Genomic DNA, 25,824 nt, shown 5'->3' with positions numbered 1-25,824 from the left:
TTTGGGGAAGCAAAGTATTATCGGACGTCTTTTAAGCGACTATTGACACACACATGAAGGCTAAAGCGATACTACTCGCCTCCGTGTTGCTAGTGGGTTGCCAGGCGTCCAGGCAGGACGCGATGCCACCAGAACAGCACGCACAGAGTTTGTCTTCAGCTGGTCAAGGTGAAGCAGGAGAGTACACAGGAGCCGGTCGAGAGACCACGGCACGCTGGTTGGGCAGTGACAATGACATTGCGCAGCAAGAGGACTTGTGGAACTTCATTAGCGACGAGCTGAAGATGGAAATTCCGGATAACACCCGGATCCGCGATCAAAAAAAGCGTTATTTAAAACAGAAGAGCTATCTCCACGATGTAACATTACGGGCAGAGCCGTACATGTACTGGATTGTCGAGCAGATTAAGCAACGTAAGATGCCGATGGAACTGGTACTGCTACCCATAGTGGAGAGCGCTTTTGACCCCAGGGCTACGTCTTCCGCCAATGCCGCAGGGCTATGGCAGATTGTACCGAGCACGGGTCGCACATATGGTTTGAAACAGAACCAGTGGTACGACGGTCGCCGCGATGTGGTGGCCTCGACAACGGCTGCGCTTGACATGATGCAGCGTCTTAACCGCATGTTTGATGGCGACTGGTTGCTGACCGTCGCAGCATACAACAGCGGCGAAGGCCGCGTTATGCAAGCAATTAAAGCGAATAAAGCGAAAGGTCGGCCAACAAACTTCTGGGCATTGGCGCTCCCCCATGAGACGTCCATCTATGTTCCGAAGATGTTAGCGCTTAGTGATATTCTTAAGCATAGCAAACAATATGGGATCCGCCTGCCGAAAGCGAACGAGAGCCGTGCTCTTGCCCGTGTAGAGGTAGGTCAGCAGATGCAGCTGACTCAGGCAGCCGAGATGGCTGGCATGTCGCTCACTAAGCTGAAATCCTTTAACACCGGCTATAAGCAAGGTGTGACGGCGCCAAACGGCCCGCACTATATTTTGGTACCGAAAGCCCATGCTGATCAGTTGAAGGATTCGCTGGCGGAGAGTGACATTGCCGCCGTCGAGACCAAACTGGCCAAGAACAGCACGGTTTCCGGTTCCACTTATAAAGTGCGTCCGGGTGACACCCTGTCTGCGATTGCTGCGCGACTGAACGTGACAACGCGTGATTTGCAGCGTTGGAACAAACTGGGCCGCTCTAACGTGGTCAAGGTGGGCCAAAGCTTGCAGACTGCTGACAACAGCACGGCGTCAGCTGGCAGCATCACCTATCAGGTGCGCAAAGGGGATTCGTTGGCGAGTATCGCTCGACGTCATGGGGTGAATATCAGCGATGTTATGCGCTGGAATACTATCTCCAATAACCTGCAGCCGGGTGACAAACTGACGTTGTTTGTGAACAACAAAATGACGCCAGATACCTAAGTCAGATATCCACTGAGTTCTTAAAAAAGCATCCTTCGGGATGCTTTTTTTATGTCTCTATCCCTCTTCCCCACCCTCTTGCGGAACAAATTCAACCAGTAAGGGGTTGTGATCCGACGCTCGCGTCACCAGCACAGAGGCCGTTTTAACGTCCAGGCCGCGATAGAATACAAAATCCAGCGGCTTGCCAAATGCGCGCCGACGATGGTCATCCGTAAAGCTGACTTCCGCCAGCCCGGCATCACGGGCAAAATTGAATAGCGCATTCATACGCTGCCGGCTCCAGGCGTTGAAATCCCCGGCCATAATGACCGGGCCGCGATGGGAAGCCAGCTGCTCACCAATCGGCCCCAGTTGCTTGCTGTAAACATCTACACCGATGCTGAAATTGACGGCATGGATATTCACTATCATCAGCAATTGGCCATTTAGCAGCGGGTAGACGGTAATCAAGGCCGACTTAGCCAAACGTAACAATGGTTCCCGTTCACGCAAAGGACAGCAATAGACTGGATGAGCCGCGGCCAGCGTCATCACACCCGAGGGGTGCTGTGGCAAGGAAATGGCGGGTACCTGATCAGCTGCCAAATAGTGCGAGGTGGCGAACTTAATCAGCTCAGGCGTCGTTTGAGCCTCCTGTAAGAGCACAAGCTGCGCCTCCTTCCCAAAGTTTTTCAGCACCGAGAGCCACTCGGCCCGCTGCTGCTTAAAGATATTCCACACCATCACGCGCAGAATCTGTGAGTTTGGCAACGCCTCGCCAGGCGGCAAGGCCTGCCCCAATTGCGCTACCGCACCAGGAAAGATGCGTTCAACTGGTTGTCCGGCAACATACCTCATTGCATATGTTTTCTTCCGCACGCTGAAACTTTCTCCCTTACATAATGGGGCTGGCTGGCTTTAATACCCAGCCGTATAAGTCTGAGTATACGCATAGAGTCAGCACAGGAAAAACCTGTTTTGCCGCCACCGGGCGCTAACGGCGCGATCGGTAGCCCCCCTCCCTTCCCCCCTAGTCGAATGCCACAATCTAGAGAGGAGAGATCGGTAGACTAATAAGGTGAGAATAAATTGTGATCCTGCTAACAGAGTAAGGGCGAAAATCCTCCTCACTTAAGATAACTGAGTATGATTCACACAATATTGAAATGACGTTTCAAAAATAGAGGCTGTATGAAATCGCCCTACCCTGTTATCTAAGGAGACATGACGTGGCTAAAGGTTCTGTTATTGCACTGGATTATCATACCTACCGAGACGCTGGTACAGGCGTTGAGGTCATCCGACTGACCCCACCCGATGTTCTGTGTCACCGAAATTACTTTTATCAAAAGTGTTTCACCCGCGCAGGTGACAAGCTGCTTTTTGCCGGTGAGTTTGAAGGAAATCGCAACTATTACCTGCTGGATCTGGCGAAGCGGAAAGCCGTGCAACTTACTGAGGGCAGTGGCGACAATACCTTCGGCGGGTTTCTTTCTCATAACGATCGCTATCTCTATTACGTCAAACATGAACGCCGTTTGCAGCGGGTAGACCTATCGACTCAACATGAAGAGACCATCTACGAAGTACCCGAAGAGTGGGTAGGCTACGGTACGTGGGTTGCCAATAGCGAGTGTACCAGCCTGGTAGGAATTGAGATTGATCGTAAGGATTGGGTACCGCTGACAGACTGGAAAGTCTTCCAAACCTTCTTTACCCGTCAGCCACACTGCCGGCTGCTGCGGATTGATCTGAATAGCGGCAAGTCAAATGTCATTCACGAAGCCAACGCCTGGCTGGGCCACCCTATCTATCGTCCTTATCATAATGAGACAGTGGCGTTCTGCCATGAAGGCCCACACGATCTGGTCGACGCCCGTATGTGGCTGGTAAATGAAGATGGCTCTCATGTACGCAAAGTCAAAGAACATGCTGAAGGGGAGAGTTGTACCCATGAGTTCTGGGTACCTGATGGATCGGCACTGATCTATGTCTCCTACTTGAAGAACCAACCGGATCGTCAGATTTGGCGCTTTGATCCTGACACGAATACTAACGAAATAGTGATGACTATGCCGGCATGTTCACACTTGATGAGTAACGAAACAGGAACGCTATTAGTAGGAGATGGTGCAGGCACGCCTGTGGATGTGCTAGATGCTAAGGGTTACAGCATTGATAACGATCCCTGGCTCTATCTATTTGATGTACGCACTAAAATGCATAAACGTATTGCAGCTCACAATAGTTCATGGCGAGTGTTGGATGGCGATCGTCAGGTCACGCACCCCCACCCCTCATTCACGCCAGACGATAAGCACATTTTATTCAGCTCAGATTTTGAGGGTAAACCCGCTATCTATCTTGCGACGTTACCCAACTAACAGGCTGTTTAAGAGTAAAAGAGGAGGAATTGACGCAATAAGAGCAGCGACGCAAGGCTCAAAGAGGTGATAATCAGAAAAGCAGTGTGGCGAAATACAATGCAAAAAGCCCTGAGCTAATGCTCAGGGCCTATGCAATAAGTGGCGGTGCGGACGGGACTCGAACCCGCGACCCCCGGCGTGACAGGCCGGTATTCTAACCGACTGAACTACCGCACCACCGATTCTTTTACGTTAACAGAGAGGTCATTCTGTTAACCGGTGTCACTGGTCTGTCTGTCGACAGACGCTAAATTGGATGCCTGGCAGTTCCCTACTCTCGCATGGGGAGACCCCACACTACCATCGGCGCTACGGCGTTTCACTTCTGAGTTCGGCATGGGGTCAGGTGGGACCACCGCGCTCGTGCCGCCAGGCAAATTCTGTGCTCTGACCGCCCACCGGGCCATCAGATATCTGAACCAAGCTGAATATCGTGTCTCTAAAAACACCTTCGGTGTTGTAAGGTTAAGCCTCACGGGTCATTAGTACCGGTTAGCTCAATGCATCGCTGCACTTACACATCCGGCCTATCAACGTCTTCGTCTTAAACGTCCCTTCAGGGGCTCAAGGCCCCAGGGAAGACTCATCTTGAGGCAAGTTTCGCGCTTAGATGCTTTCAGCGCTTATCTTTTCCGCACTTAGCTACCGGGCAGTGCCATTGGCATGACAACCCGAACACCAGTGGTGCGTTCACTCCGGTCCTCTCGTACTAGGAGCAACCCCTCTCAATCTTCCAACGCCCACGGCAGATAGGGACCGAACTGTCTCACGACGTTCTAAACCCAGCTCGCGTACCACTTTAAACGGCGAACAGCCGTACCCTTGGGACCTACTTCAGCCCCAGGATGTGATGAGCCGACATCGAGGTGCCAAACACCGCCGTCGATATGAACTCTTGGGCGGTATCAGCCTGTTATCCCCGGAGTACCTTTTATCCGTTGAGCGATGGCCCTTCCATTCAGAACCACCGGATCACTAAGACCTGCTTTCGCACCTGCTCGAGCCGTCACTCTCGCAGTCAAGCTAGCTTATGCCTTTGCACTAACCTCACGATGTCCGACCGTGATTAGCTAACCTTCGTGCTCCTCCGTTACTCTTTAGGAGGAGACCGCCCCAGTCAAACTACCCACCAGACACTGTCCTCACCCCGGATAACGGGGCCGAGTTAGAACATCAAACATTAAAGGGTGGTATTTCAAGGTTGGCTCCATGCAGACTGGCGTCCACACTTCAAAGCCTCCCACCTATCCTACACATCAAGGCTCAATGTTCAGTGTCAAGCTATAGTAAAGGTTCACGGGGTCTTTCCGTCTTGCCGCGGGTACACTGCATCTTCACAGCGAGTTCAATTTCACTGAGTCTCGGGTGGAGACAGCCTGGCCATCATTACGCCATTCGTGCAGGTCGGAACTTACCCGACAAGGAATTTCGCTACCTTAGGACCGTTATAGTTACGGCCGCCGTTTACCGGGGCTTCGATCAAGAGCTTCGCGTTGCCGCTAACCCCATCAATTAACCTTCCGGCACCGGGCAGGCGTCACACCGTATACGTCCACTTTCGTGTTTGCACAGTGCTGTGTTTTTATTAAACAGTTGCAGCCAGCTGGTATCTGCGACTGGCTTCAGCTCCGGGAGCAAGTCCCTTCACCTACGTGCCAGCGTGCCTTCTCCCGAAGTTACGGCACCATTTTGCCTAGTTCCTTCACCCGAGTTCTCTCAAGCGCCTGAGTATTCTCTACCTGACCACCTGTGTCGGTTTGGGGTACGATTTCGTGTTACCTGGAGCTTAGAGGCTTTTCCTGGAAGCAGGGCATCAGCTACTTCACCACCGTAGTGGCTCGTCATTGCGCCTCAGGGTTAATAAGAAAGCGGATTTACCTGCCTTCTCCCCCTACACGCTTAAACCAGGACAACCGTCGCCTGGCCAGCCTAGCCTTCTCCGTCCCCCTTCGCAGTAACACCAAGTACAGGAATATTAACCTGTTTCCCATCGACTACGCTTTTCAGCCTCGCCTTAGGGGTCGACTCACCCTGCCCCGATTAACGTTGGACAGGAACCCTTGGTCTTCCGGCGAGCGGGCTTTTCACCCGCTTTATCGTTACTTATGTCAGCATTCGCACTTCTGATACCTCCAGCAGACCTCACAGTCCACCTTCGCAGGCTTACAGAACGCTCCCCTACCCAACAACGCCTAAGCGTCGCTGCCGCAGCTTCGGTGCATGGTTTAGCCCCGTTACATCTTCCGCGCAGGCCGACTCGACCAGTGAGCTATTACGCTTTCTTTAAATGATGGCTGCTTCTAAGCCAACATCCTGGCTGTCTATGCCTTCCCACATCGTTTCCCACTTAACCATGACTTTGGGACCTTAGCTGGCGGTCTGGGTTGTTTCCCTCTTCACGACGGACGTTAGCACCCGCCGTGTGTCTCCCGTGATAATATTCTTCGGTATTCGCAGTTTGCATCGGGTTGGTAAGCCGGGGTGGCCCCCTAGCCGAAACAGTGCTCTACCCCCGAAGATAAATTCACGAGGCGCTACCTAAATAGCTTTCGGGGAGAACCAGCTATCTCCCGGTTTGATTGGCCTTTCACCCCCAGCCACAAGTCATCCGCTAATTTTTCAACATTAGTCGGTTCGGTCCTCCAGTTAGTGTTACCCAACCTTCAACCTGCCCATGGCTAGATCACCGGGTTTCGGGTCTATACCTTGCAACTAGACGCCCAGTTAAGACTCGGTTTCCCTACGGCTCCCCTATTCGGTTAACCTTGCTACAAAATATAAGTCGCTGACCCATTATACAAAAGGTACGCAGTCACCCTGATAAATCAAGGCTCCCACTGCTTGTACGTACACGGTTTCAGGTTCTATTTCACTCCCCTCGCCGGGGTTCTTTTCGCCTTTCCCTCACGGTACTGGTTCACTATCGGTCAGTCAGGAGTATTTAGCCTTGGAGGATGGTCCCCCCATATTCAGACAGGATGTCACGTGTCCCGCCCTACTCATCGAACTCACAGCCTGTGTATTTTTGTGTACGGGACTATCACCCTTTACTGTGCGACTTTCCAGACGCTTCCACTAACACACAAACTGATTCAGGTTCTGGGCTGTTCCCCGTTCGCTCGCCGCTACTGGGGGAATCTCGGTTGATTTCTTTTCCTCGGGGTACTTAGATGTTTCAGTTCCCCCGGTTCGCCTCACTGCACTATGTATTCATGCAGAGATAGTGTGACGTATCACACTGGGTTTCCCCATTCGGGTATCGTCGGGTATAACGCTTCATATCAGCTTACCGACGCTTATCGCAGATTAGCACGCCCTTCATCGCCTCTGACTGCCTAGGCATCCACCGTGTACGCTTAGTCGCTTAACCTCACAACCCGAAGATGTTTCCATCAGGATGTGATTATTTGAGAGACTCTCTTACATGCGCCATCTCTCAAGACTTCTACGGAGAGAGACAGGGCTGTAAGGTTTCAATTTTCAGCTTGTTCCAGATTGTTAAAGAGCAAATATCGTAAACCTGACTCGTAAGTCAGCTTTAAGATATCGGTTGATAATGTCTTTCACCCATCATCAGCAAGTGGCGTCCCCTAGGGGATTCGAACCCCTGTTACCGCCGTGAAAGGGCGGTGTCCTAGGCCTCTAGACGAAGGGGACACGTGGTCAGCTTCGCAGACGCTTTGCTCGTACATCTATCAGACAATCTGTGTGAGCACTGCACAGTCAAATATCTCTAGGTAAGGAGGTGATCCAACCGCAGGTTCCCCTACGGTTACCTTGTTACGACTTCACCCCAGTCATGAATCACAAAGTGGTAAGCGCCCTCCCGAAGGTTAAGCTACCTACTTCTTTTGCAACCCACTCCCATGGTGTGACGGGCGGTGTGTACAAGGCCCGGGAACGTATTCACCGTGGCATTCTGATCCACGATTACTAGCGATTCCGACTTCATGGAGTCGAGTTGCAGACTCCAATCCGGACTACGACGCACTTTATGAGGTCCGCTTGCTCTCGCGAGTTCGCTTCTCTTTGTATGCGCCATTGTAGCACGTGTGTAGCCCTACTCGTAAGGGCCATGATGACTTGACGTCATCCCCACCTTCCTCCGGTTTATCACCGGCAGTCTCCTTTGAGTTCCCGACCGAATCGCTGGCAACAAAGGATAAGGGTTGCGCTCGTTGCGGGACTTAACCCAACATTTCACAACACGAGCTGACGACAGCCATGCAGCACCTGTCTCAGAGTTCCCGAAGGCACCAAGGCATCTCTGCCAAGTTCTCTGGATGTCAAGAGTAGGTAAGGTTCTTCGCGTTGCATCGAATTAAACCACATGCTCCACCGCTTGTGCGGGCCCCCGTCAATTCATTTGAGTTTTAACCTTGCGGCCGTACTCCCCAGGCGGTCGATTTAACGCGTTAGCTCCGGAAGCCACGCCTCAAGGGCACAACCTCCAAATCGACATCGTTTACAGCGTGGACTACCAGGGTATCTAATCCTGTTTGCTCCCCACGCTTTCGCACCTGAGCGTCAGTCTTCGTCCAGGGGGCCGCCTTCGCCACCGGTATTCCTCCAGATCTCTACGCATTTCACCGCTACACCTGGAATTCTACCCCCTCTACGAGACTCTAGCTTGCCAGTTTCAAATGCAGTTCCCAAGTTAAGCTCGGGGATTTCACATCTGACTTAACAAACCGCCTGCGTGCGCTTTACGCCCAGTAATTCCGATTAACGCTTGCACCCTCCGTATTACCGCGGCTGCTGGCACGGAGTTAGCCGGTGCTTCTTCTGCGAGTAACGTCAATCGATAAGGTTATTAACCTTACCGCATTCCTCCTCGCTGAAAGTACTTTACAACCCGAAGGCCTTCTTCATACACGCGGCATGGCTGCATCAGGGTTTCCCCCATTGTGCAATATTCCCCACTGCTGCCTCCCGTAGGAGTCTGGACCGTGTCTCAGTTCCAGTGTGGCTGGTCATCCTCTCAGACCAGCTAGGGATCGTCGCCTAGGTGAGCCATTACCCCACCTACTAGCTAATCCCATCTGGGTTCATCTGATGGCGCGAGGCCCGAAGGTCCCCCGCTTTGGTCTTGCGACGTTATGCGGTATTAGCTACCGTTTCCAGTAGTTATCCCCCTCCATCAGGCAGATCCCCAGACATTACTCACCCGTCCGCCGCTCGCCGGCAAAGTAGCAAGCTACTTCCCGCTGCCGCTCGACTTGCATGTGTTAGGCCTGCCGCCAGCGTTCAATCTGAGCCATGATCAAACTCTTCAATTAAAAGCTTGATGTGCTACACAAGGTAGCGATGCTCAAAGGTTACTGTTTGAATTTCACTTCAGTTAGTCACTCTTCAAGACTTAATATTTTCTGCATCCGAAGATGCTTGATATCGTCTTGTGAGTGCCCACACAGATTGTCTGATAAATTGTTAAAGAGCAGTGAGTTACGCGCTTTCGCTTGTTAACTCGAGGTGGCGTATATTACGCGTTCCTCTTTCAGAGTCAACTTCTTTTTTTCAGAAGTTTTTTCTCTTTCGCTCCGGTCGCTCTGTGAAGTGAATCACTTGCGCCGTGTCGATGGAGGCGCATTATAGGGAGCCGGTTCGGAATGACAAGCGAAAATCATCACTTTTATTTTGTTCGTCTCTTTTTTGAGCGAAGCGTCTAGTTTTTCCGCTTTTTGATGGCTTCTGGCAGCTCAGCAAGGCTATTCAGTACCCAATCCGCACTGCTCTCCCCTTCTGCGGTGACCGGCTTGCCGCTTCTGACCAGCACTTTAGTACCGACGCCAGCGGCCAGACCCGCCTGCATGTCTTCCAGTTTGTCGCCCACCATATAAGAAGCGGCCATATCAATCTCTAGCTCCTGTTGCGCGGCCAGCAGCATACCCGGCTGCGGTTTACGGCAATCGCAGGTTTGGCGGTAAGCCTCTACTTGCGCTTCCGGGTGGTGCGGGCAGAAGTAGATACCGTCGAGATCGACATCCCGGTCAGCCAGCGACCAGTCCATCCACTCTGTCAGCGTCATAAACTGATCTTCAGTAAAGAGGCCACGCGCGATGCCAGACTGGTTGGTGACGACGATGAGGGCATAGCCCATCTTTTTGAGTGCCTGACAGGCTTCAATGACGCCATCAATAAATTGGAAATCATCGATCTCATGAACGTAACCATGATCGACATTTAATGTACCGTCACGGTCGAGAAAAATTGCGGGAACTTTGTTTGCCACGTCTTTGCTCCTGATGGCTGAAAAACCTGATCAGTATCGCACGTTTTTCCGGGGGGGTGAGAGGGGCAGCAACGGCAATCGCGTTGACTTGGACGTCTAGACACCTTACCATCCGCCCCATACTCCGGCGCCTGCCGTCAGGGGTGACGTTTCATCAAGCCACAGGCAACCGTGACAATATAAGAAGAACATGATCAGACTTTCTAATATTACTAAAGTGTTTCAGCAGGGTTCGCGCGCCATTCACGCGCTCTCTGACGTGTCGCTGCACGTCCCTGCCGGACAAATCTATGGGGTTATCGGGGCCTCCGGTGCCGGTAAGAGCACCCTTATCCGTTGTGTAAACCTGCTGGAGCGCCCCACGAGCGGGCAAGTTCTGGTGGACGGCACGGATCTGACCACCCTTTCCGCCAGCCAGCTAGTGCGCGCACGCCGCCAGATCGGCATGATCTTCCAGCACTTTAACCTGCTCTCCTCGCGCACCGTGTTTGGCAACGTGGCACTGCCGCTGGAGCTGGACAACACCCCAGCGGCGGACATCAAGCGGCGCGTCAGCGAACTGCTGGAGCTGGTTGGCCTGGCGGACAAGCATGACGCTTACCCGGCCAACCTCTCTGGCGGCCAGAAACAGCGCGTGGCGATTGCCCGTGCGCTGGCCAGCAACCCAAAGGTGCTGCTGTGTGACGAAGCCACCAGCGCCCTGGATCCGGCCACCACCCGCGCCATTCTGGAGCTGTTGAAAGACATCAACCGCCGTCTGGGCCTGACCATTCTGCTGATCACCCACGAGATGGATGTGGTGAAGCGCATCTGTGACCAGGTGGCTGTGATCAGCGGCGGCAAGCTGATTGAGCAGGATAAGGTGAGCGAACTCTTCTCCCACCCAAAAACCCCGCTGGCGCAAGCCTTCATCCAGTCCACGCTGCATCTCGACATCCCGGACGACTATGCCGAGCGGATGGTCACGGAGCCAGCGGAGGGCCGCGTGCCTCTGCTGCGTCTGGAGTTCACCGGCCAATCCGTGGATGCGCCGCTGCTCTCTGAGGCTGTGCGCCGTTTCAATATCAATAACAACATTATCAGTGCCCAGATGGATTATGCTGGCGGCGTGAAGTTCGGCATCATGCTGACCGAACTGCATGGCGACAGCGCAGCAACTGCGGCGGCCATTACGTTCCTGAAGGAGCATCATGTGAAAGTAGAGGTGCTGGGTTATGTCTGAGGCAATGATGTGGCTGCTGGGCCGTGGCGTCTGGGAGACAATGATGATGACCTTCGTCTCCGGCTTCTTTGGCTTTGTGATTGGCCTGCCGGTGGGTGTGCTGCTCTATATCAGCCGTCCTGGGCAGATCAGCGAGAATGCCAAGCTCTATCGCCTGCTGTCGGCGCTGGTTAACATTTTCCGTTCGATTCCCTTTATTATCCTGCTGGTGTGGATGATCCCGTTCACGCGCATCATCGTCGGCACCTCCATTGGCCTGCAAGCGGCGATTGTGCCGCTGACCGTGGGTGCCGCGCCCTTCATCGCCCGTATGGTGGAGAACGCGCTGCTGGAGATCCCTACCGGTCTGATTGAAGCGTCGCGCGCCATGGGCGCCACCCCGCTGCAGATCATCAAGAAGATCCTGTTGCCGGAAGCGCTGCCGGGTCTGGTGAACGCCGCCACCATTACGCTGATTACCCTGGTGGGCTACTCGGCGATGGGCGGTGCGGTCGGTGCCGGTGGTCTTGGCCAGATTGGATACCAGTATGGCTATATCGGCTATGATGCTACCGTCATGAACACGGTGCTGATTCTGTTGGTGGTACTGGTCTATCTGATCCAGTTCGCCGGTGACCGCATCGTCAAGGCAGTCACACATAAATAACGGTCTTCATAATAGCGCCTCGCGGGGCGCATAATTAATATCCGTCTATAGAGGAAAAGGGTATGGCGTTTAAATTCAAATCTCTCGCAGTAGTGGGTGCGCTTCTGGGTTCTCTGGCGCTGGCGGGTTGCGGTCAGGAAGAGAAAGATCCGAACCACATCAAAGTGGGCGTGATTGTCGGCGCGGAACAGCAAGTGGCTGAAGTGGCGGCCAAAGTGGCGAAAGAGAAGTATGGCCTGGACGTTGAGCTGGTGACCTTCAACGACTACGTGCTGCCAAACGAAGCTTTGAGCAAGGGCGACATCGATCTGAACGCCTTCCAGCACAAGCCTTACCTGGATCAGCAGATCAAAGAGCGCGGCTACAAACTGGTTTCGGTTGGCAACACCTTTGTCTACCCGATTGCGGGCTACTCTAAGAAGATCAAATCCCTGTCTGAGCTGCAAGATGGTTCGCAGATCGCTCTGCCAAACGACCCAACCAACCTGGGCCGCTCTCTGCTGCTGTTGCAGAAACAGGGCCTGATCAAGCTGAAAGAGGGTGTGGGCCTGCTGCCGACCGTGCTGGACGTGGTGGACAACCCGAAAAACCTGAAGCTGGTTGAGCTGGAAGCGCCGCAACTGCCGCGCTCTTTGGATGACCAGCAGATCGCACTGGCCATCATCAACACCACCTACGCCAGCCAGATTGGTCTGACGCCGGCGAAAGATGGCATCTTCGTGGAAGACAAAGACTCCCCGTACGTCAACATGCTGGTATCTCGTGAAGACAACAAGGATGCTGAGAACGTGAAGAAATTCGTTCAGGCCTACCAGTCTGACGACGTCGATCAGGCAGCCAACAAGATCTTCAACGGTGGCGCGGTGAAAGGCTGGTAATCCGGCAATTTTCGATTTTTAACAATATATCTCTGAGACGGGCTACGGCCCGTCTTGTTATTTGCACGTCAGATTGTTTCAATAACGCCACTTTTTTTAGCAGAGGAACTCCCATGCGTGCTTTACCTCTCTGCTTGTTGGCGTTACTGCTCGCAGGATGCTCGGCTACCCAAACCCAGCCCTCCTCCACCAACAAGCCTATTTTCTCTGACCCGAAACCGGCCAAGCCGAAGCCGGCGGCCCCGCATGTTGTCGCACCGGCCAAACTCTATAGCAGCGCAGAAGAGCTGGTTGCCCATCCGTTCCGCGATCTGGGCACCGTCACCGGCGAATCCTGTCAGGCCACCGCCCAGGATGCCGCGCCAAGCCTGGCTGCTGCCCGCAAAAAGATGCAGGTGCGCGCCGCGGGCCTGAAGGCCAATGCCGTGCTGCTGCACAAGTGTGAGGTGGTCAGTAATGTGGCGGGCTGCTACCAGCAGGCGGTCTGCCAGGGCTCTGCACTGGACGTCACCTTTAAATGACCGACTTTAGCTTCCAGCAAATTGGCGTCATCCGCTCCCCCTATAAAGAGAAGTTTGCCGTGCCGCGCCAGCCGGGACTGGTGGAAGATGGCAACGGCGAGCTGGTGCTGCTCCCGCCCTACAACCAGCCGGAAGCCGTGCGCGGCCTTGAGGCGTTCAGCCATGTCTGGGTGATGTTCATCTTCCACCAGACTATGGAGGGCGGCTGGCGGCCAACGGTTCGTCCGCCGCGGCTCGGCGGCAATGCGCGGATGGGGGTGTTCGCCACCCGCTCCACTTTCCGCCCCAACCCGCTCGGCATGTCATTGATTGCGCTGAAGGGCATCCGCCAACAGGGCAGCGAGGTGATTCTGGAGCTGGGCAGTCTGGATCTGGTGGATGGCACGCCGGTCGTTGACATCAAGCCCTACCTGCCGTTTGCCGAGAGCCACCCGCAGGCGCGCGCTGGCTTCGCGCAGGATGCGCCGCCCGCAGACATGCCGGTGCGCTTCTCTGACGAGGCAGAGCGCCAGCTGCTAGCGGAAAACCGCGATTACCCGCAGTTGCGCCGCTTCATCAGCCAGGTGTTGGCGCAAGACCCACGCCCGGCCTACCGCAAGGGTGACAGTGAAGAGCGCGAGTATGCGGTTCACCTGCTGGCATTCAACGTACGCTGGCGGGTACGCGAGGGGGAAACGGAAGTGCTCTCCCTTACACGGGTGTAATTTTCTCGCCCTTCTCTTTTGGCGGCCCATCGCCGCTGGTAAACTAAGTGACTTTTCATATTTTGGCTGCCACTGCGGCAGTCTGATGCAATTAGCTGTTCTACTTGGAACCACTACATCATGCGTACAACTCAATACCTGCTCTCCACCCTAAAGGAGACCCCCGCCGACGCAGAGGTGATCAGCCACCAGCTGATGCTGCGCGCCGGGATGATTCGTAAACTCGCTTCTGGGTTGTATACCTGGTTGCCGACTGGCCTGCGCGTCCTGAAAAAAGTTGAAAACATCGTGCGCGAAGAGATGAACAACGCCAACGCGATTGAAGTCTCGATGCCGGTGGTGCAGCCAGCCGATCTGTGGCAGGAGAGCGGCCGCTGGGAGCAGTATGGCCCAGAGCTGCTGCGCCTTGTCGATCGCGGCGATCGCCCGTTCGTGCTTGGCCCGACGCATGAGGAAGTGATTACGGATCTGATCCGTAACGAGATCAGCTCTTACAAGCAGCTGCCGCTGAACTTCTTCCAGATCCAGACCAAATTCCGTGATGAAGTGCGCCCGCGCTTTGGCGTGATGCGCTCGCGCGAGTTCCTGATGAAGGACGCCTACTCCTTCCACACCACTCAGGACTCCCTGCAAGAGACCTACGACGCGATGTATGCCGCGTACAGCAAAATCTTCACCCGCATGGGCCTCGACTTCCGTGCGGTACAGGCGGATACCGGCTCCATCGGCGGCAGCGCCTCCCACGAGTTCCAGGTGCTGGCCTCCAGCGGTGAAGATGACATCGTCTTCGCCACCGGTTCTGACTACGCGGCCAACATTGAGCTGGCGGAAGCGGTCGCGCCGAAAGCCGAGCGTGATGCGCCGTCTGAAGCGCTGCGTGAAGTGGATACGCCGAACGCCAAAACCATCGCGGAGCTGGTTGAGCAGTTCGAGCAGCCGATTGAAAAGACCATCAAGACCCTGCTGGTGCACGCCCGCGAAGAGAGCGGACACAAGCTGGTGGCCCTGCTGGTACGTGGTGACCACGAGCTGAACGAAGTGAAGGCGGAGAAAGTGGCGTTGGTTGCCGTGCCGCTGACCTTCGCTACCGAAGCGGAGATCCGTGAACTGGTCGGCGCTGGTCCTGGCTCCCTTGGCCCGGTTAACCTGCCGGTGCCGGTCGTGGCTGACCGCGCAGTGGCGGTGATGAGCGACTTCAGCGCCGGTGCCAACCGTGACGGCAAGCACCTGTTCGGCATCAACTGGGAGCGTGACGTGGCGCTGCCGCAAGTGGCAGACATCCGTAACGTCAAAGAGGGTGACATCAGCCCGGACGGCCAGGGTACCCTGCTGATCAAGCGTGGCATTGAAGTGGGCCACATCTTCCAGCTCGGCACCAAGTACTCCGAGGCGATGAACGCTACCGTACAGGGTGAAGATGGTCGCAATCAGGTCATGACCATGGGCTGCTACGGCATCGGCGTGACCCGCGTGGTCGCCGCGGCGATTGAGCAGAACCACGATGAGCGCGGCATCATCTGGCCGGACGCCATCGCGCCGTTCCAGGTCGCTATTCTGCCGATGAACATGCACAAATCTTTCCGCGTGAAAGAGGTGGCGGAAGAGCTGTACCACACCCTGCGCGCGCAGGGCGTGGACGTGCTGCTGGACGACCGTAAAGAGCGTCCGGGCGTGATGTTTGCGGACATGGAGCTGATTGGCGTGCCGCACACCATCGTGATTGGCGATCGCAACCTGGACAGCGAAGAGGTGGAGTACAAAAACCGCCGCTCCGGTGAGAAACAGATGCTGAAAACCGCCGACATGGTGGCGTTCCTGCTCAGCCAGATCCCACGCTAAGCCAGCTTTGGCCATAAAAAACGCCCCAATGGGGCGTTTTTTTTATGCCTGCGTCCGGCGGTCAGTCACAGTGCTTGCCGGGATGGGCCTGCGGTGTGCTGTCCGGCACCAGCGTGCGTTCTGCCTGCTCGCCGCCCGGTTGGCTATAGTGCCCCTCGAGCGTCAGGAAGACCGGCTCCTCCTCTGGCCGGCCCTGCAGCCGGTGCAGCGCCTGCGCCATCAAGCCCCTGGCCACCACTGGGTAGCGCTTGCCGGTAGCGCAATCCTGGAAGGTGGCGCTTCCCGCCTGCTGGTGGTAGAGGCCATGCATCGCCATCGGCGTCGTGGGCAGCGGCTGCTCCACTGAGTGCAGGGTATAGTTGAGCGTAGAGACAATCGGCGTCCCGTCGCGCTTGAGCATCTCCAAACTCTCTTCATGGGCGCGGAAGTAGCGCTTGTCGCCATCAGCCGTCGTCAGTATCAGCTTGTCCGCGGTGCGCGCCCACTGGCCGTAGCTGGCGCGTGGTGCCGTCTCGCGCCCCTGATAGTGCTCCTGCAGGATGTAGGTGCCATCCTCCATCAGGAACAGTGAGGTCTCAATGCCACTGCAATCCGCGCAGGGTATGACGCCCTGATAGCTCTGCTCCATCGGTTGCAGCGTAAGTTCCTGTGGCCGGGAGGCGTGGCGGCAGCCAATCAGCGCCAACGCCCCCAGCGAAAACAGCAGTGCAAGAGTGATCTTTTTCACAGCGACTCTCCTACTGTGTCCATGTTCCCGTTGAATCCCTCAGCGCACTTTGCCGCGCAGGGCCTTAGTGGAAGCCTTGCGGCTTTTGCCCTCCAGCCGTCGCTGGTTGGAGGCTTTGGTCGGTCGCGTCGGTCGCCGCGCTTTTTCCACTTTTACCGCCTCGCGGATCAGCGCTACCAGCCGGTTGAGCGCCGCCTCGCGGTTCATCTCCTGGCTGCGATGCTCCTGCGATTTGATGATCACCACCCCTTCTGCAGTAATGAGGTGGTGGCTCATCGCCAGCAGCCGCTCCTGGTAGAACGGCGGCAGGCTGGAGGCGCGGATGTCAAAGCGCAGATGGATCGCCGTCGAGGTCTTGTTGACGTGCTGGCCGCCCGCCCCTTGGGCACGGATGGCGGTCAGCTCAATCTCGCTCTCGGGCAGCGTGACGCTGTTGGAGATAATGAGTGCCACCCTACTCCACCTGCTGCCACTCATTAAAGTGGATCTCGAGGCTGGAGGTTGCATCGGAGAGCCAGATCGCCCCCTCCTGCAACGTCGCCTGTAGGGTCATATTGCGATTTGCCAGCGCGGCCAGTTGCGCCATCTGGGCGTCATCCAGAAAACGCACCCGCAGGTTGCGCAGCGCACGCGCCTTCTCCGCCATCTGTGACCACCAGACGCCAGCAGCCCGTTCGCCGTAGGCGTAGAGCACCACGTCCGCCGACTGATTGCAGGCTTTTTTCAGCCGCTTCTCATCCGGCAACCCCAGCTCAATCCACAGCTCCAGCCCATTATGGTCATTGCGCCGCCACAGTTCCGGCTCCCCCTCGGCGCTCAGGCCACGGGTAAAGTGCAGCCGCTCATCGGCATGACAGATCCAGGCCAGCAGGCGCAGCATCATGCGCTGCTCGGTTTCGGAGGGATGCTGGGCAATGGTCAGGTTAGCATCATCAAAAAAATTACGATCCATATCGGCAATGTTAACCGCCGCTTTATAAATTGTGGCCTTCAGCGCCATGTTCACCTCTCACGTGTAGGGCGACAGTGTACTTGAAAGCGCAGGGTAACGGCCAGCCACCCCGGACAGCGGCTAAACGCCTGATGATCCGAGAAAGGCAAAACGGGTCGCTGAACTCCTTGCGGCGCCTGTGCTATAGTCGTTAGATAATGAGAGTTTATCTTCGTAGGTGCATCTTCCGTGGCATCCTATCGGGATAGGCTCTTAGGGGAGGTTATTGTGCGACAATACTGTGAGTTAGTACGCCGTTTCTACGCTGAGATCGGCAGTGGCGATCTTGGTTATGTGCCCGATGCGCTGGGCTGTGTGTTGCAAGCATTGGACGAAGTGGCGGCCAATCCGACGCTTCCGTCTTCCGTCAGGGACCAGGCGGCCTTTGCCGCCGCTAACTTATTGGTGAGCGATTATGTCGATGAATGATGAGTATCAACCCATCAATTGTGATGACTACGATAATCTTGAGCTCGCCTGTCAGAAGCACTTTGTATTGACGCTGAAGCTGCGCAGCGGAGAGATTGTGGAAGGCAAGGCAAGCGATCTGATTTCACGCAAGCGCGTGGAGTATCTGGTGATTGAGGAGGCCGGCCACGCGAGGGAGCTGCGGCTGGACCATATTGCCAGTTTCAGCCACCCGGAACTGGGGACGGTTGAAGTCAGCATCGATTGATGCAGCGGCGTGTACGCCGCCACACCGACGGGCAGCCTGGCTGCCCGTTTTTATGTCTGCCATCAGGGTTTTTGCGCAGAATAGTAGGCCGCCAGATCCGCGATATCCTGATCCGACAGGTCAGAGGTATAGGCATTCATGATGCCCGCCTGCCCGGCACTGCGGTCGCCATTTTTATAGGCGTGCAGCGCCCCCTCTAGATAGGCCGGTTGCTGCCCGGCCAGATTGGGGTAGATGGGCGCGGTGCCCTTGCCATCCAGCCCGTGGCAAGCCATACAGGGGGCGGCCTTCTCTTTGCCCGCCGCCGCGCTGCCTGCCGCCGTTGCCGTCTGGCACGCCAGCCCAGCCAGTAGCGCCAGCAGGATCGCCGTTCTCATTCCTTCTCTCATGGTTATGCCTCTTTTTGCCACTCAATGCCCCAGCCAGTCTGGCCGGCGCTTGCGGCCCCCTCTCGGGTGATAAAAATTCCGGGGGCGGCGATCAACTGTTCGCCATAGAAAATCAGGGGGGTACGGGTGCGCGCCCAGGGTGGGATCGCCAGCTCCTGCCACAGCTTTTTAATTTGGCGCGAGTGCGGCCGCCCCACAATGTGGAAGGTGCCCTCGGCGCGAAAACGCACCGTCACCGGCTCATCTGGCCGGGCGCGGCGCACCCAGCGCGCCTTGGCGGCACTGAAATCCTCACCGACCACCAACTGGCCAAGGCCATCTGGCAGTGCCAGTGGCTCCGGCGGCTGCCATGCCAGCACGTGATCCTCCACCGGCTGCAACGGCGGCAGCAGGTAGAGGCGCTGGCGGAAACGGCGCACCGATCCCGCGCCCAGTTGCAATTGCGGCTCCGCATCGGCGCGGCTCTCCGCCACCTCACGCCATAGGCGGCCAATTTGCTCGCGCGCTGGCATCGGCAAGCCGTGCCGCGCCATCCAGCGGCGCAACAGGGCCGCACGCTTGGCCTCGGACATCGGCCGCAGCGCCTCAATCGCCAGTGAGCCTTCCGCATCCAGCAAGCTCGCCAGCGTCTCCTCCAGCAACTCATCCAGCAACGACTCCTGCTCAGCGCAGAGCGCGGCGCTGCGGCTAGCGGCGGCGGCAAAGTGCGGCCAGCGCTGGTGCAGCACCGGCAGCACCTGGCGGCGCAGGAAGTTACGGTCGAAGCGATTATCCTGATTGCTGTCGTCATCAATCCACGCCAATCCCTGCGCGGCCGCGTACCCCTCCAGCTCCTGACGGGAGACATCCAGCAGCGGGCGCAGCAACACCTGGCCGTGGAAGGCGGTGGCAGATTTCATCGCGGAGAGGCCGGCGGGGCCACTGCCGCGCTTCAGCGCCAGCAGCAGGGTTTCGCACTGGTCATCGAGGTGTTGGGCAGTCAGCAGCGTCTCACCAGTTTGCAACGCCGCGGCCAGTGCCTGATAGCGCGCCTCGCGGGCCGCCGCCTCAATGCCGCCGCGCCCATCCACCTGGACGCGGAGCACCGTCAGCGGCACCTGCCACGCGGCGCACAGCGATTCACAGTGGGCGACCCACTCGTCGGCATGGCGGCTCAGGCCGTGGTGGATATGCACCGCCCGCAGCGGCAGATCCCGTCCGGCGTCGCGCAAGCTGACCAGCAGGTGCAGCAGGACAGTGGAGTCCAGCCCGCCGCTGAAGGCGACGCAGCAGGCCGGGTGATCGCCCAGTTGGGCGTCAAGGTGTGAGAGCAGTGTGACATCATTCATACGGCGGGTGGGTCCTGCGCCTTACTTTTTCATGATGCGCACGTTACCCACTCAGGCGCTGGCAGGCAAGTCCGGCTTGATCGATTCTGCCTTGGCCGGTCGGCTCTCATACAGCTCCAACGGCAGGCCGTCAGGATCGCTGAAGAAGGTGAAGCGCTGGCCGGTCAGCGGATCGATGCGTACCGGCTCGCACTCAACACCGTCCGCTTCCAGCGCCTCGATCGCCTCGTGGATGTTATCCACGCTGAAGGCCAAGTGGCGCAGGCCACAGGACTCCGGGCGGCTGGGGCGCGGCGGCGGCGATGGGAAAGAGAACAGTTCAATGGTGTAGGCGCCATTGAGGGCCAGATCGGCTTTCCAGGAGTCGCGCTCCTCACGGTAGAACTCGCTTAATAGGCTGAAACCCAGCACGTTGCAGTAGAACTGCTTGCTGATCTGGTAGTTGCTGCTAATGATGGCGATATGGTGAACCTGGCGTAGTGTAAGCATCCCCGACTCCTTATAGTGATTTATGCCCGCACGTTAACCATCCTGTTCTGGAGCGTCAATGCGGTTACTCTGAGAAAGGCCCGAAATTGCCGGGCCGGGGTGAAAACAGACAGTGAAATTGTTTATAAATTGTTGCGACCGCGATTTTCAGTGGTTAAAACCTTGAGCCAACCACCACTTACCCACCTTCATCAATAAAGTGCTCGGCCCTTGCCCGGCGCGCGCCCTACACTGTTTGCAGGATAAAAAAGCAGTGGACAACGCTGCCCACTTCTATGCCGGAGCATGTCGATGAAAGTTAACTTTTATGTAACCTGTATTGGTGACGCCATCAAAGCCAACATGGCTAAAAAGAGCGTCCTGCTGCTGGAGCGGCTGGGGTGCGAGGTGCACTTCCCGGAGCGGCAGGGCTGCTGCGGCCAGCCGGCAATCAATGGCGGCTACATCAAGGATGCCAAACCGGCGATGAAAAACCTGATCGCCGCCTTTGAGGAGAATGACTACCCGATTATCTCCCCCGCCGGCTCCTGTACCTACGCGATCAAGAGCTATGCCGACTATCTGGCCGACGAGCCAGCATGGGCGCAGCGCGCTACGGCGGTGGCCGCGCGGATGCAGGATCTCACCTCCTTTATCGTCAATACGCTCGGCCTGCGTGACGTCGGCGCGCGCCTACCCGGCCGGGCGGTCTACCACCCCTCGTGCAGCCTGTTCCGCAAGCTGGGCATCCGCGAGGAGCCGCTCACCCTGCTGCACCATGTGCAGGGGCTGGAGCTATTGCCGATCCGCAATCAGGAGACCTGCTGCGGCTTCGGCGGCACCTTCTCGGTCAAGATGGCGGAGATCTCCGGCGAGATGGTGAAGGAGAAGGTGGTGCACATGATGGATGCCAAGCCAGACTACCTGATTGGCGCGGATGCCAGTTGCCTGATCAACATTGGCGGCCGACTGCACCGCGAGCGGCAGCCGGTCAAGGTGCTGCATATTGCTGAAGTGTTGATGAGCCGCTAGGGGGCCTGCCATGTCAATGAAAACCAGTGCGGTGGCCTTCAAGCCACGCATCCATATCGAAATGCAGGACAGCGTCATGCGCAATGCGGTGGCGATGGCGCAAGAGCGCATCGGCACCAACCGGCAGATCATGGTCGAGGAGCTGGGCGACTGGGAGGCGTGGCGCGATCGCGCGGAGCAGATCCGCAACCACGTGCTGGAGAACCTCGACGCCTATCTCTACCAGCTGTCGGAAAAGGTCACAGAGAATGGCGGCCATGTCTTCTTCGCCCGCACCAAAGAGGAGGCCACCGCCTACATCAGCCAGGTGGCCGCCCGCAAGCAGGCGAAAAAGGTGGTGAAGTCCAAATCGATGGTGACGGAAGAGATCGGCATGAACGCCGTGTTGCAGCAGCAGGGCATTGAGGTGATTGAGACCGATCTGGGCGAGTATATTTTGCAGCTGGATGAGGATCCGCCCTCGCACATCGTGGTGCCGGCGATCCACAAGGATCGCTTCCAGATCCGTGACGTGCTGCGCCACAAGCTGGGTTATGAGGGGCCAGAGACGCCGGAAGCGATGACGCTGTTCATCCGCCAGAAGATCCGTGAGCACTTCCTGACGGCGGACATCGGCATCACCGGCTGCAATTTTGCGGTGGCAGAGACCGGCTCGGTCTGTCTGGTGACTAACGAGGGCAACGCCCGTCTCAGCACCACCCTACCCAAGACCCACATCGCAGTGATGGGCATGGAGCGCATCGCGCCGACCTTCGCCGAGGTGGACGTGTTGATCACCCTGCTCTGCCGCAGCGCGGTGGGTTCTCGCCTCACCAGCTACAACACCTGGCTGACCGGCCCGCGTGAGGCCGGCCACCTCGACGGCCCGGAGGAGTTCCACCTGGTGATTGTCGACAACGGCCGCTCGCAGGTGCTTGGCTCAGAGTTCCGCGACATTTTGCGCTGCATCCGCTGCGGTGCCTGCATGAACACCTGCCCGGCCTACCGCCACATTGGCGGCCACAGCTACGGCTCCATCTACCCCGGCCCGATTGGTTCGGTGCTGTCGCCGCTGCTTGGCGGCTATGAGGATTACCAAGACCTGCCCTACGCCTGCTCACTCTGCACCGCCTGTAATCAGGTCTGCCCGGTAAAAATTCCGCTGGCGCAACTGCACCTGAAGCATCGCCAAAAATTGGCGGAACAGGGGCTGACACCCAAGGCCGAGCAGCGCATCACCCGGCTGTTCAACTACGCCAACGCCCACCCCATGCTGTGGAAAGTGGGCATGAAGGCCGGGGCGAAAGCCGCCGGCTGGCTGATCAAAGAGGGCAAGATGCCCTTCCACCCCGCCGCCATCGGCGAATGGACGGCCGCGCGCGACCTGCCGGAGGTGGAGGGGGAGAGTTTCCGCAGTTGGTTCAAGCGCCATCAGGCGACGGGGGAAGAGTGATGCTGGATGAACAGAACCGCAGTGATTTTCTGGCGGAGATTGCCCGCCAGCTTGGCCGCGCACCGCGCCGTCAGCCAGAGACACCTGCGCCGCCGGTAAGCAGCTTCGCCACCTCGCGCCTGACCTCGCTAACGCAGGAGGAGCGCTGCGCCGCCTTTGTCGCTTACGCGCGCGAGACGTTGAAGGTCAACTGCCAGCGGGTGGCGGAGGATCAGGCCGTCAGCGCGGTACTGGCGCTGTGCGAGGAGTATGGCCGCACGCCGGTGATCGTCAGCGGCGACGCGCGGCTGGCGGCGCTCGGCATTACCCAGGCGCTACAACAGCAACTGGGCGCGGCGGTATGGCAACCAGAGGCTGGCGCGGAGAACCTGCGGCTGGCGGAACAGGCGGTGGTGGGCGTGGTCTATGCCGAGGCGGGGCTGACGGAGTCCGGCAGCGTGGTGCTCTTCTCTGCGCCGGAGCGTGGCCGGGCGGTGAGCCTGTTGCCCACTGCCTCGGTGTTTGTGCTGCGCAAAAGTACCATCCTGCCACGGGTGGCGCAGCTGGCCGAGCAGCTGCACCAGCGGGCATTGCGCGGGGAGCGTATGCCAAGCTGCATCAACCTGATTGCAGGCCCCAGCTCCACCGCCGACATCGAATTGATCAAGGTGGTCGGCGTGCACGGGCCGGTGCACGCCGCCTACCTGATTATTGAGGATTGCTGACCGGCTGCTTGAGCACTGTCACCATGTAGCGGCCATCCTCGGTGACCCGCGTGCCGTGGATGTCAGTGGCAAAGCCCGGATAGCGCAGGCCAATCGCGCAGAGCATCAGCAGGAAGTCGAGCACTGCCCGGCTCTCCTCGGTGACCATCTCGCCGGGCATCACCACCGGCACCCCCGGCGGATAGGGCAGGATCATGTTGGCCGAGATGCGACCCACCAGATCCTCCAGCTCGCACTCCTCCACCTCTCCCCTCACCTGCTGCTGGAACATCTCATACGGCGTCAGCCGCATCTCCGGCAGCACGTCAAAGGCGCGCAGCATCAGGCCCGGCAGGTCATGCCGCACCACCATCTGGTGGATGCCCTGCGCCAGATCCTGAATGCGCATGTTGCGGTAGAAGTCCGGGTCTTCGGCGTAGAGATCCGGCAGCATGTTGCGCACCCGCAAATTGAGATCAAAGGCGCGCTTGAACTCGGTCAGGCCGCGCAGCAAGCTGAGCGCCTTGGTTTTGTCGATGCCGATGCTAAACAGGAACAGCAGGTTGTAGGGGCCGGTCTTCTCCACCACGATGCCACGCTCATCCAGGAACTTGGCCACCAGCGACGCCGGGATGCCGGAGGCCGCCAGGTTGCCCTGCTCATCCATGCCCGGCGTCAGGATGGTCACCTTCACCGGATCCAGGTACATATGCTCCGGGTCGGTCGCGCCAAAGCCGTGCCAATTCTCGTCCGGGTTGAGCGGCCAGCACGCCGCCTCGCCAATGCTGGCCGGCTGCCAGACATCAAAGAACCAGCTGTCAGACTCCTGCCGCAGCCGCACAATCTCTTCGCGGAAGTGCAAGGCACGCTCCACCGAGCGCTGGATCAGCCGTCGTCCAGGGTTGCCGTGCAGCATCGCCGCCGCCGTCTCCATAGAGGCGACGATGCCATAGTTGGGCGAGGTGGTGGTGTGCATCATGTAGGCTTCGTTGAAGGTGCCCTCATGGTAGTCGCCCTTGATGTGAATCATGGAGGCCTGCGAGAAGGCCGCCAGCATCTTGTGGATCGACTGGGTTTCGTAGAAAACCTTGCCGGGGACGCGGTCGCCGCTCATCCCGCTCTTGCCAGCATAGATCGGGTGGAAGTTGGTGTAGGGCACCCAAGCAGAGTCAAAGTGGATCGAGGGCACATCCAGCTCGCGCTTGATGAAATCGGTGTTGTAGAGCAATCCGTCATAGGTGGAGTTGGTGATCACCGCATGTACCGGCCAGCTGGCATTGGCGGTTTGCGCCACCTTTTGCTCGATGCTCTCCCGGCTGAACTCACTGCGCGGGATGCCGCCTAAAATGCCGTAGGCATTGCGCACCGGGCGCAGGTAGATCGGGGTGATGTCGCTCATCATCATCAGGTGCGCCAGCGACTTGTGGCAGTTGCGGTCAATCAGTACCGTGCTGCCAGCAGGGGCGGCATACATGCCGACAATCTTGTTGGCGGTGGAGGTGCCGTTGGTCACCATGTAGCTCTGCTCCGCGCCAAAGGTGCGGGCAATGTACTCCTCGGCCTCCAGGTGCGGGCCGGTGTGGTCGAGCAGCGATCCCAGCTCCGTGACCGAGATGGAGACATCCGCCTTGAGCGTATTCGCGCCAAAAAAGTCATAGAACAGCGTGCCCACCGGACTTTTCTGGAACGCGGTGCCCGCCATGTGGCCGGGGGTGCAGAAGGTGTACTTCCCCTCCTTCACATAGTTGAACAGCGCCCGTGTCAGCGGCGGGGTGATGGCGTCACGGTACTCATCCGTGTACTGCTGGATGCGGGTGGCAATATCCTCGGCGGCGTGCAGCGCATACTCAAAGAAGTAGAGCGCTATGCGCATCTCGTTGAGGGAGACATCCAGCGTGGAGTGGGTGTTGATAAAGGCGTAGATCGGCAGGGACTCGTTCAGATCGTTGATCTCGGTGCACAGCGCCATGCTGTAGTCGTCCCAGTCGAAGATCACCCCGCAAATGCGGGCGTTGTGCTCGATCAGCTTCAGCAAGTCCGCACCATTTTGCGGATAGACCAGATCAAACCCACGCCGGGTCAGGGCTGCATCCAGTTCCCGCATCGGCTCATCTTTGTAATAGGCCGTAGGTGGCTTAAGGATGGCAATAATATTCATTCAGTGTCCTTATCGTTTTCGAGTTTCCTCCTTCAAACATAGCAAAACGGCAGGCATTACGCCTGC

The 25,824-nt window shown here is 57.5% G+C and carries 22 protein-coding genes, 2 tRNA genes and 3 rRNA genes; 13 read left to right on the top strand and 14 right to left on the bottom strand.

Translation table 11 applies throughout. The features are described 5' to 3' along the window. Positions 1-53 precede the first annotated feature (53 nt). Entirely contained in the window at positions 54-1,424 is a 1,371-nt protein-coding gene (gene mltD / locus ACK3SD_RS03795; RefSeq protein WP_481126814.1) for a murein transglycosylase D, read from the top strand. 57 nt (positions 1,425-1,481) lie between these two features. Here the strand turns inward: mltD and ACK3SD_RS03790 are convergent, their stop codons facing one another. Further along, positions 1,482-2,285, bottom strand: coding sequence for an endonuclease/exonuclease/phosphatase family protein (locus ACK3SD_RS03790; protein ID WP_137762329.1), 804 nt, complete (start codon positions 2,283-2,285; stop codon positions 1,482-1,484). Positions 2,286-2,635: 350 nt separating this feature from the next. On the opposite strand from ACK3SD_RS03790, the gene ACK3SD_RS03785 reads away from it, so the two are divergent. Continuing rightward, complete coding sequence (locus ACK3SD_RS03785) at positions 2,636-3,790, top strand: oligogalacturonate lyase family protein (protein WP_481126813.1); 1,155 nt, start codon at positions 2,636-2,638, stop codon at positions 3,788-3,790. Between the two features lie 142 nt (positions 3,791-3,932). Here ACK3SD_RS03785 and ACK3SD_RS03780 read toward each other — a convergent pair. The 6 genes from ACK3SD_RS03780 to gmhB all read right to left on the bottom strand — a co-directional run bounded on the left by ACK3SD_RS03780 (position 3,933) and on the right by gmhB (position 10,064). Next, a tRNA-Asp gene (locus ACK3SD_RS03780) sits at positions 3,933-4,009 on the bottom strand. A gap of 81 nt (positions 4,010-4,090) precedes the next feature. After that, positions 4,091-4,206, bottom strand: a 5S ribosomal RNA gene (gene rrf / locus ACK3SD_RS03775). An 87-nt stretch (positions 4,207-4,293) separates the two neighbouring features. Further along, a 23S ribosomal RNA gene (locus ACK3SD_RS03770) occupies positions 4,294-7,202 on the bottom strand. A gap of 211 nt (positions 7,203-7,413) precedes the next feature. Continuing rightward, positions 7,414-7,489: transfer RNA gene (locus ACK3SD_RS03765), tRNA-Glu, on the bottom strand. 81 nt (positions 7,490-7,570) lie between these two features. After that, positions 7,571-9,111, bottom strand: a 16S ribosomal RNA gene (locus ACK3SD_RS03760). The 16S, 23S and 5S rRNA genes sit together here with 2 tRNA genes alongside, the layout of an rRNA operon. A 386-nt stretch (positions 9,112-9,497) precedes the next feature. Then, the gene (gene gmhB, locus ACK3SD_RS03755; protein ID WP_137762327.1) at positions 9,498-10,064 is read right to left on the bottom strand and encodes a D-glycero-beta-D-manno-heptose 1,7-bisphosphate 7-phosphatase; all 567 of its coding nucleotides are present in this window, start codon (positions 10,062-10,064) and stop codon (positions 9,498-9,500) included. A gap of 190 nt (positions 10,065-10,254) precedes the next feature. Between gmhB and metN the strand changes: the two genes are divergently transcribed. The 6 genes from metN to proS all read left to right on the top strand — a co-directional run bounded on the left by metN (position 10,255) and on the right by proS (position 15,874). Beyond that, on the top strand, positions 10,255-11,286 hold the full coding sequence (metN, locus tag ACK3SD_RS03750) for a methionine ABC transporter ATP-binding protein MetN (RefSeq protein ID WP_481126812.1): 1,032 nt from the start codon (positions 10,255-10,257) through the stop codon (positions 11,284-11,286). Then, positions 11,279-11,932 carry a methionine ABC transporter permease MetI gene (locus ACK3SD_RS03745; protein ID WP_137762325.1) on the top strand — a complete coding sequence of 218 codons (654 nt, stop codon included), beginning with the start codon at positions 11,279-11,281 and terminating at the stop codon, positions 11,930-11,932. Before metN ends, ACK3SD_RS03745 begins: the two co-directional genes overlap by 8 nt. A 62-nt stretch (positions 11,933-11,994) precedes the next feature. Beyond that, entirely contained in the window at positions 11,995-12,810 is an 816-nt protein-coding gene (locus ACK3SD_RS03740; RefSeq protein WP_137762324.1) for a MetQ/NlpA family lipoprotein, read from the top strand. A 113-nt stretch (positions 12,811-12,923) separates the two neighbouring features. Next, entirely contained in the window at positions 12,924-13,331 is a 408-nt protein-coding gene (rcsF, locus tag ACK3SD_RS03735) for an Rcs stress response system protein RcsF (protein ID WP_481126811.1), read from the top strand. Beyond that, a complete protein-coding gene (tsaA, locus tag ACK3SD_RS03730) occupies positions 13,328-14,035 on the top strand; it encodes a tRNA (N6-threonylcarbamoyladenosine(37)-N6)-methyltransferase TrmO (RefSeq protein WP_137762322.1) in 708 nt (235 codons plus the stop codon). The genes rcsF and tsaA overlap by 4 nt, the downstream gene beginning before the upstream one ends. A gap of 120 nt (positions 14,036-14,155) precedes the next feature. Continuing rightward, positions 14,156-15,874 carry a proline--tRNA ligase gene (proS, locus tag ACK3SD_RS03725; RefSeq protein WP_481126810.1) on the top strand — a complete coding sequence of 573 codons (1,719 nt, stop codon included), beginning with the start codon at positions 14,156-14,158 and terminating at the stop codon, positions 15,872-15,874. 61 nt (positions 15,875-15,935) lie between these two features. On the opposite strand, the gene nlpE is transcribed toward proS, so the two are convergent. The 3 genes from nlpE to ACK3SD_RS03710 are packed head-to-tail and all read right to left on the bottom strand — an operon-like array spanning position 15,936 to position 17,601. Next, positions 15,936-16,601, bottom strand: a complete 666-nt coding sequence (nlpE, locus tag ACK3SD_RS03720) for an envelope stress response activation lipoprotein NlpE (RefSeq protein ID WP_481126809.1) — start codon at positions 16,599-16,601, stop codon at positions 15,936-15,938. Between the two features lie 39 nt (positions 16,602-16,640). Beyond that, a complete protein-coding gene (gene arfB / locus ACK3SD_RS03715; RefSeq protein ID WP_240775718.1) occupies positions 16,641-17,054 on the bottom strand; it encodes an alternative ribosome rescue aminoacyl-tRNA hydrolase ArfB in 414 nt (137 codons plus the stop codon). Between the two features lies 1 nt (position 17,055). Beyond that, complete coding sequence (locus tag ACK3SD_RS03710) at positions 17,056-17,601, bottom strand: YaeQ family protein (protein WP_481126808.1); 546 nt, start codon at positions 17,599-17,601, stop codon at positions 17,056-17,058. Between the two features lie 219 nt (positions 17,602-17,820). Between ACK3SD_RS03710 and ACK3SD_RS03705 the strand changes: the two genes are divergently transcribed. Both ACK3SD_RS03705 and rof read left to right on the top strand, forming a co-directional pair. Next, complete coding sequence (locus ACK3SD_RS03705; protein WP_137762317.1) at positions 17,821-18,021, top strand: YaeP family protein; 201 nt, start codon at positions 17,821-17,823, stop codon at positions 18,019-18,021. Beyond that, positions 18,008-18,268 (top strand): Rho-binding antiterminator, encoded by a 261-nt coding sequence (gene rof, locus ACK3SD_RS03700; protein WP_137762316.1) that lies wholly within the window; start codon positions 18,008-18,010, stop codon positions 18,266-18,268. Before ACK3SD_RS03705 ends, rof begins: the two co-directional genes overlap by 14 nt. Positions 18,269-18,330: 62 nt before the next feature. On the opposite strand, the gene ACK3SD_RS03695 is transcribed toward rof, so the two are convergent. The 3 genes from ACK3SD_RS03695 to ACK3SD_RS03685 are packed head-to-tail and all read right to left on the bottom strand — an operon-like array spanning position 18,331 to position 20,474. Continuing rightward, positions 18,331-18,645 carry a c-type cytochrome gene (locus ACK3SD_RS03695; RefSeq protein WP_481126807.1) on the bottom strand — a complete coding sequence of 105 codons (315 nt, stop codon included), beginning with the start codon at positions 18,643-18,645 and terminating at the stop codon, positions 18,331-18,333. A gap of 14 nt (positions 18,646-18,659) precedes the next feature. After that, positions 18,660-19,985: a tRNA lysidine(34) synthetase TilS gene (gene tilS / locus ACK3SD_RS03690; protein ID WP_481126806.1), complete on the bottom strand. Its 1,326-nt coding sequence runs from the start codon at positions 19,983-19,985 to the stop codon at positions 18,660-18,662. 51 nt (positions 19,986-20,036) lie between these two features. Further along, the gene (locus tag ACK3SD_RS03685; protein WP_137762313.1) at positions 20,037-20,474 is read right to left on the bottom strand and encodes a VOC family protein; all 438 of its coding nucleotides are present in this window, start codon (positions 20,472-20,474) and stop codon (positions 20,037-20,039) included. 291 nt (positions 20,475-20,765) lie between these two features. Between ACK3SD_RS03685 and ACK3SD_RS03680 the strand changes: the two genes are divergently transcribed. The 3 genes from ACK3SD_RS03680 to ACK3SD_RS03670 are packed head-to-tail and all read left to right on the top strand — an operon-like array spanning position 20,766 to position 23,621. Further along, complete coding sequence (locus tag ACK3SD_RS03680; RefSeq protein WP_481126805.1) at positions 20,766-21,485, top strand: (Fe-S)-binding protein; 720 nt, start codon at positions 20,766-20,768, stop codon at positions 21,483-21,485. A gap of 10 nt (positions 21,486-21,495) precedes the next feature. Beyond that, entirely contained in the window at positions 21,496-22,917 is a 1,422-nt protein-coding gene (locus tag ACK3SD_RS03675; protein WP_481126804.1) for a LutB/LldF family L-lactate oxidation iron-sulfur protein, read from the top strand. Beyond that, a complete protein-coding gene (locus ACK3SD_RS03670) occupies positions 22,917-23,621 on the top strand; it encodes a LutC/YkgG family protein (RefSeq protein ID WP_481126803.1) in 705 nt (234 codons plus the stop codon). The genes ACK3SD_RS03675 and ACK3SD_RS03670 overlap by 1 nt, the downstream gene beginning before the upstream one ends. Here the strand turns inward: ACK3SD_RS03670 and ACK3SD_RS03665 are convergent. Beyond that, entirely contained in the window at positions 23,605-25,758 is a 2,154-nt protein-coding gene (locus ACK3SD_RS03665; protein WP_481126802.1) for a lysine decarboxylase LdcC, read from the bottom strand. The genes ACK3SD_RS03670 and ACK3SD_RS03665 overlap by 17 nt on opposite strands. Positions 25,759-25,824: the final 66 nt, after the last annotated feature.

The organism is Chimaeribacter sp. YP20170169 (assembly GCF_056739715.1).
Note: the sequence above shows the minus strand (reverse complement) of the source record. Positions and strands in the feature narration are given on the sequence as shown.

What these genes read in the sequence shown, in the direction of transcription:
- ACK3SD_RS03670 (WP_481126803.1), top strand. Translation starts at nt 22,917, where the DNA reads ATGCTGGATGAACAGAACCGCAGTGATTTTCTGGCGGAGATTGCCCGC.
- ACK3SD_RS03685 (WP_137762313.1), bottom strand. Translation starts at nt 20,474, where the DNA reads ATGCTTACACTACGCCAGGTTCACCATATCGCCATCATTAGCAGCAAC.
- proS (WP_481126810.1), top strand. Translation starts at nt 14,156, where the DNA reads ATGCGTACAACTCAATACCTGCTCTCCACCCTAAAGGAGACCCCCGCC.
- ACK3SD_RS03665 (WP_481126802.1), bottom strand. Translation starts at nt 25,758, where the DNA reads ATGAATATTATTGCCATCCTTAAGCCACCTACGGCCTATTACAAAGAT.
- mltD (WP_481126814.1), top strand. Translation starts at nt 54, where the DNA reads ATGAAGGCTAAAGCGATACTACTCGCCTCCGTGTTGCTAGTGGGTTGC.
- tsaA (WP_137762322.1), top strand. Translation starts at nt 13,328, where the DNA reads ATGACCGACTTTAGCTTCCAGCAAATTGGCGTCATCCGCTCCCCCTAT.
- ACK3SD_RS03695 (WP_481126807.1), bottom strand. Translation starts at nt 18,645, where the DNA reads ATGAGAACGGCGATCCTGCTGGCGCTACTGGCTGGGCTGGCGTGCCAG.
- rcsF (WP_481126811.1), top strand. Translation starts at nt 12,924, where the DNA reads ATGCGTGCTTTACCTCTCTGCTTGTTGGCGTTACTGCTCGCAGGATGC.
- ACK3SD_RS03675 (WP_481126804.1), top strand. Translation starts at nt 21,496, where the DNA reads ATGTCAATGAAAACCAGTGCGGTGGCCTTCAAGCCACGCATCCATATC.
- ACK3SD_RS03745 (WP_137762325.1), top strand. Translation starts at nt 11,279, where the DNA reads ATGTCTGAGGCAATGATGTGGCTGCTGGGCCGTGGCGTCTGGGAGACA.
- tilS (WP_481126806.1), bottom strand. Translation starts at nt 19,985, where the DNA reads ATGAATGATGTCACACTGCTCTCACACCTTGACGCCCAACTGGGCGAT.
- ACK3SD_RS03740 (WP_137762324.1), top strand. Translation starts at nt 11,995, where the DNA reads ATGGCGTTTAAATTCAAATCTCTCGCAGTAGTGGGTGCGCTTCTGGGT.
- rof (WP_137762316.1), top strand. Translation starts at nt 18,008, where the DNA reads ATGTCGATGAATGATGAGTATCAACCCATCAATTGTGATGACTACGAT.
- ACK3SD_RS03710 (WP_481126808.1), bottom strand. Translation starts at nt 17,601, where the DNA reads ATGGCGCTGAAGGCCACAATTTATAAAGCGGCGGTTAACATTGCCGAT.
- ACK3SD_RS03680 (WP_481126805.1), top strand. Translation starts at nt 20,766, where the DNA reads ATGAAAGTTAACTTTTATGTAACCTGTATTGGTGACGCCATCAAAGCC.
- metN (WP_481126812.1), top strand. Translation starts at nt 10,255, where the DNA reads ATGATCAGACTTTCTAATATTACTAAAGTGTTTCAGCAGGGTTCGCGC.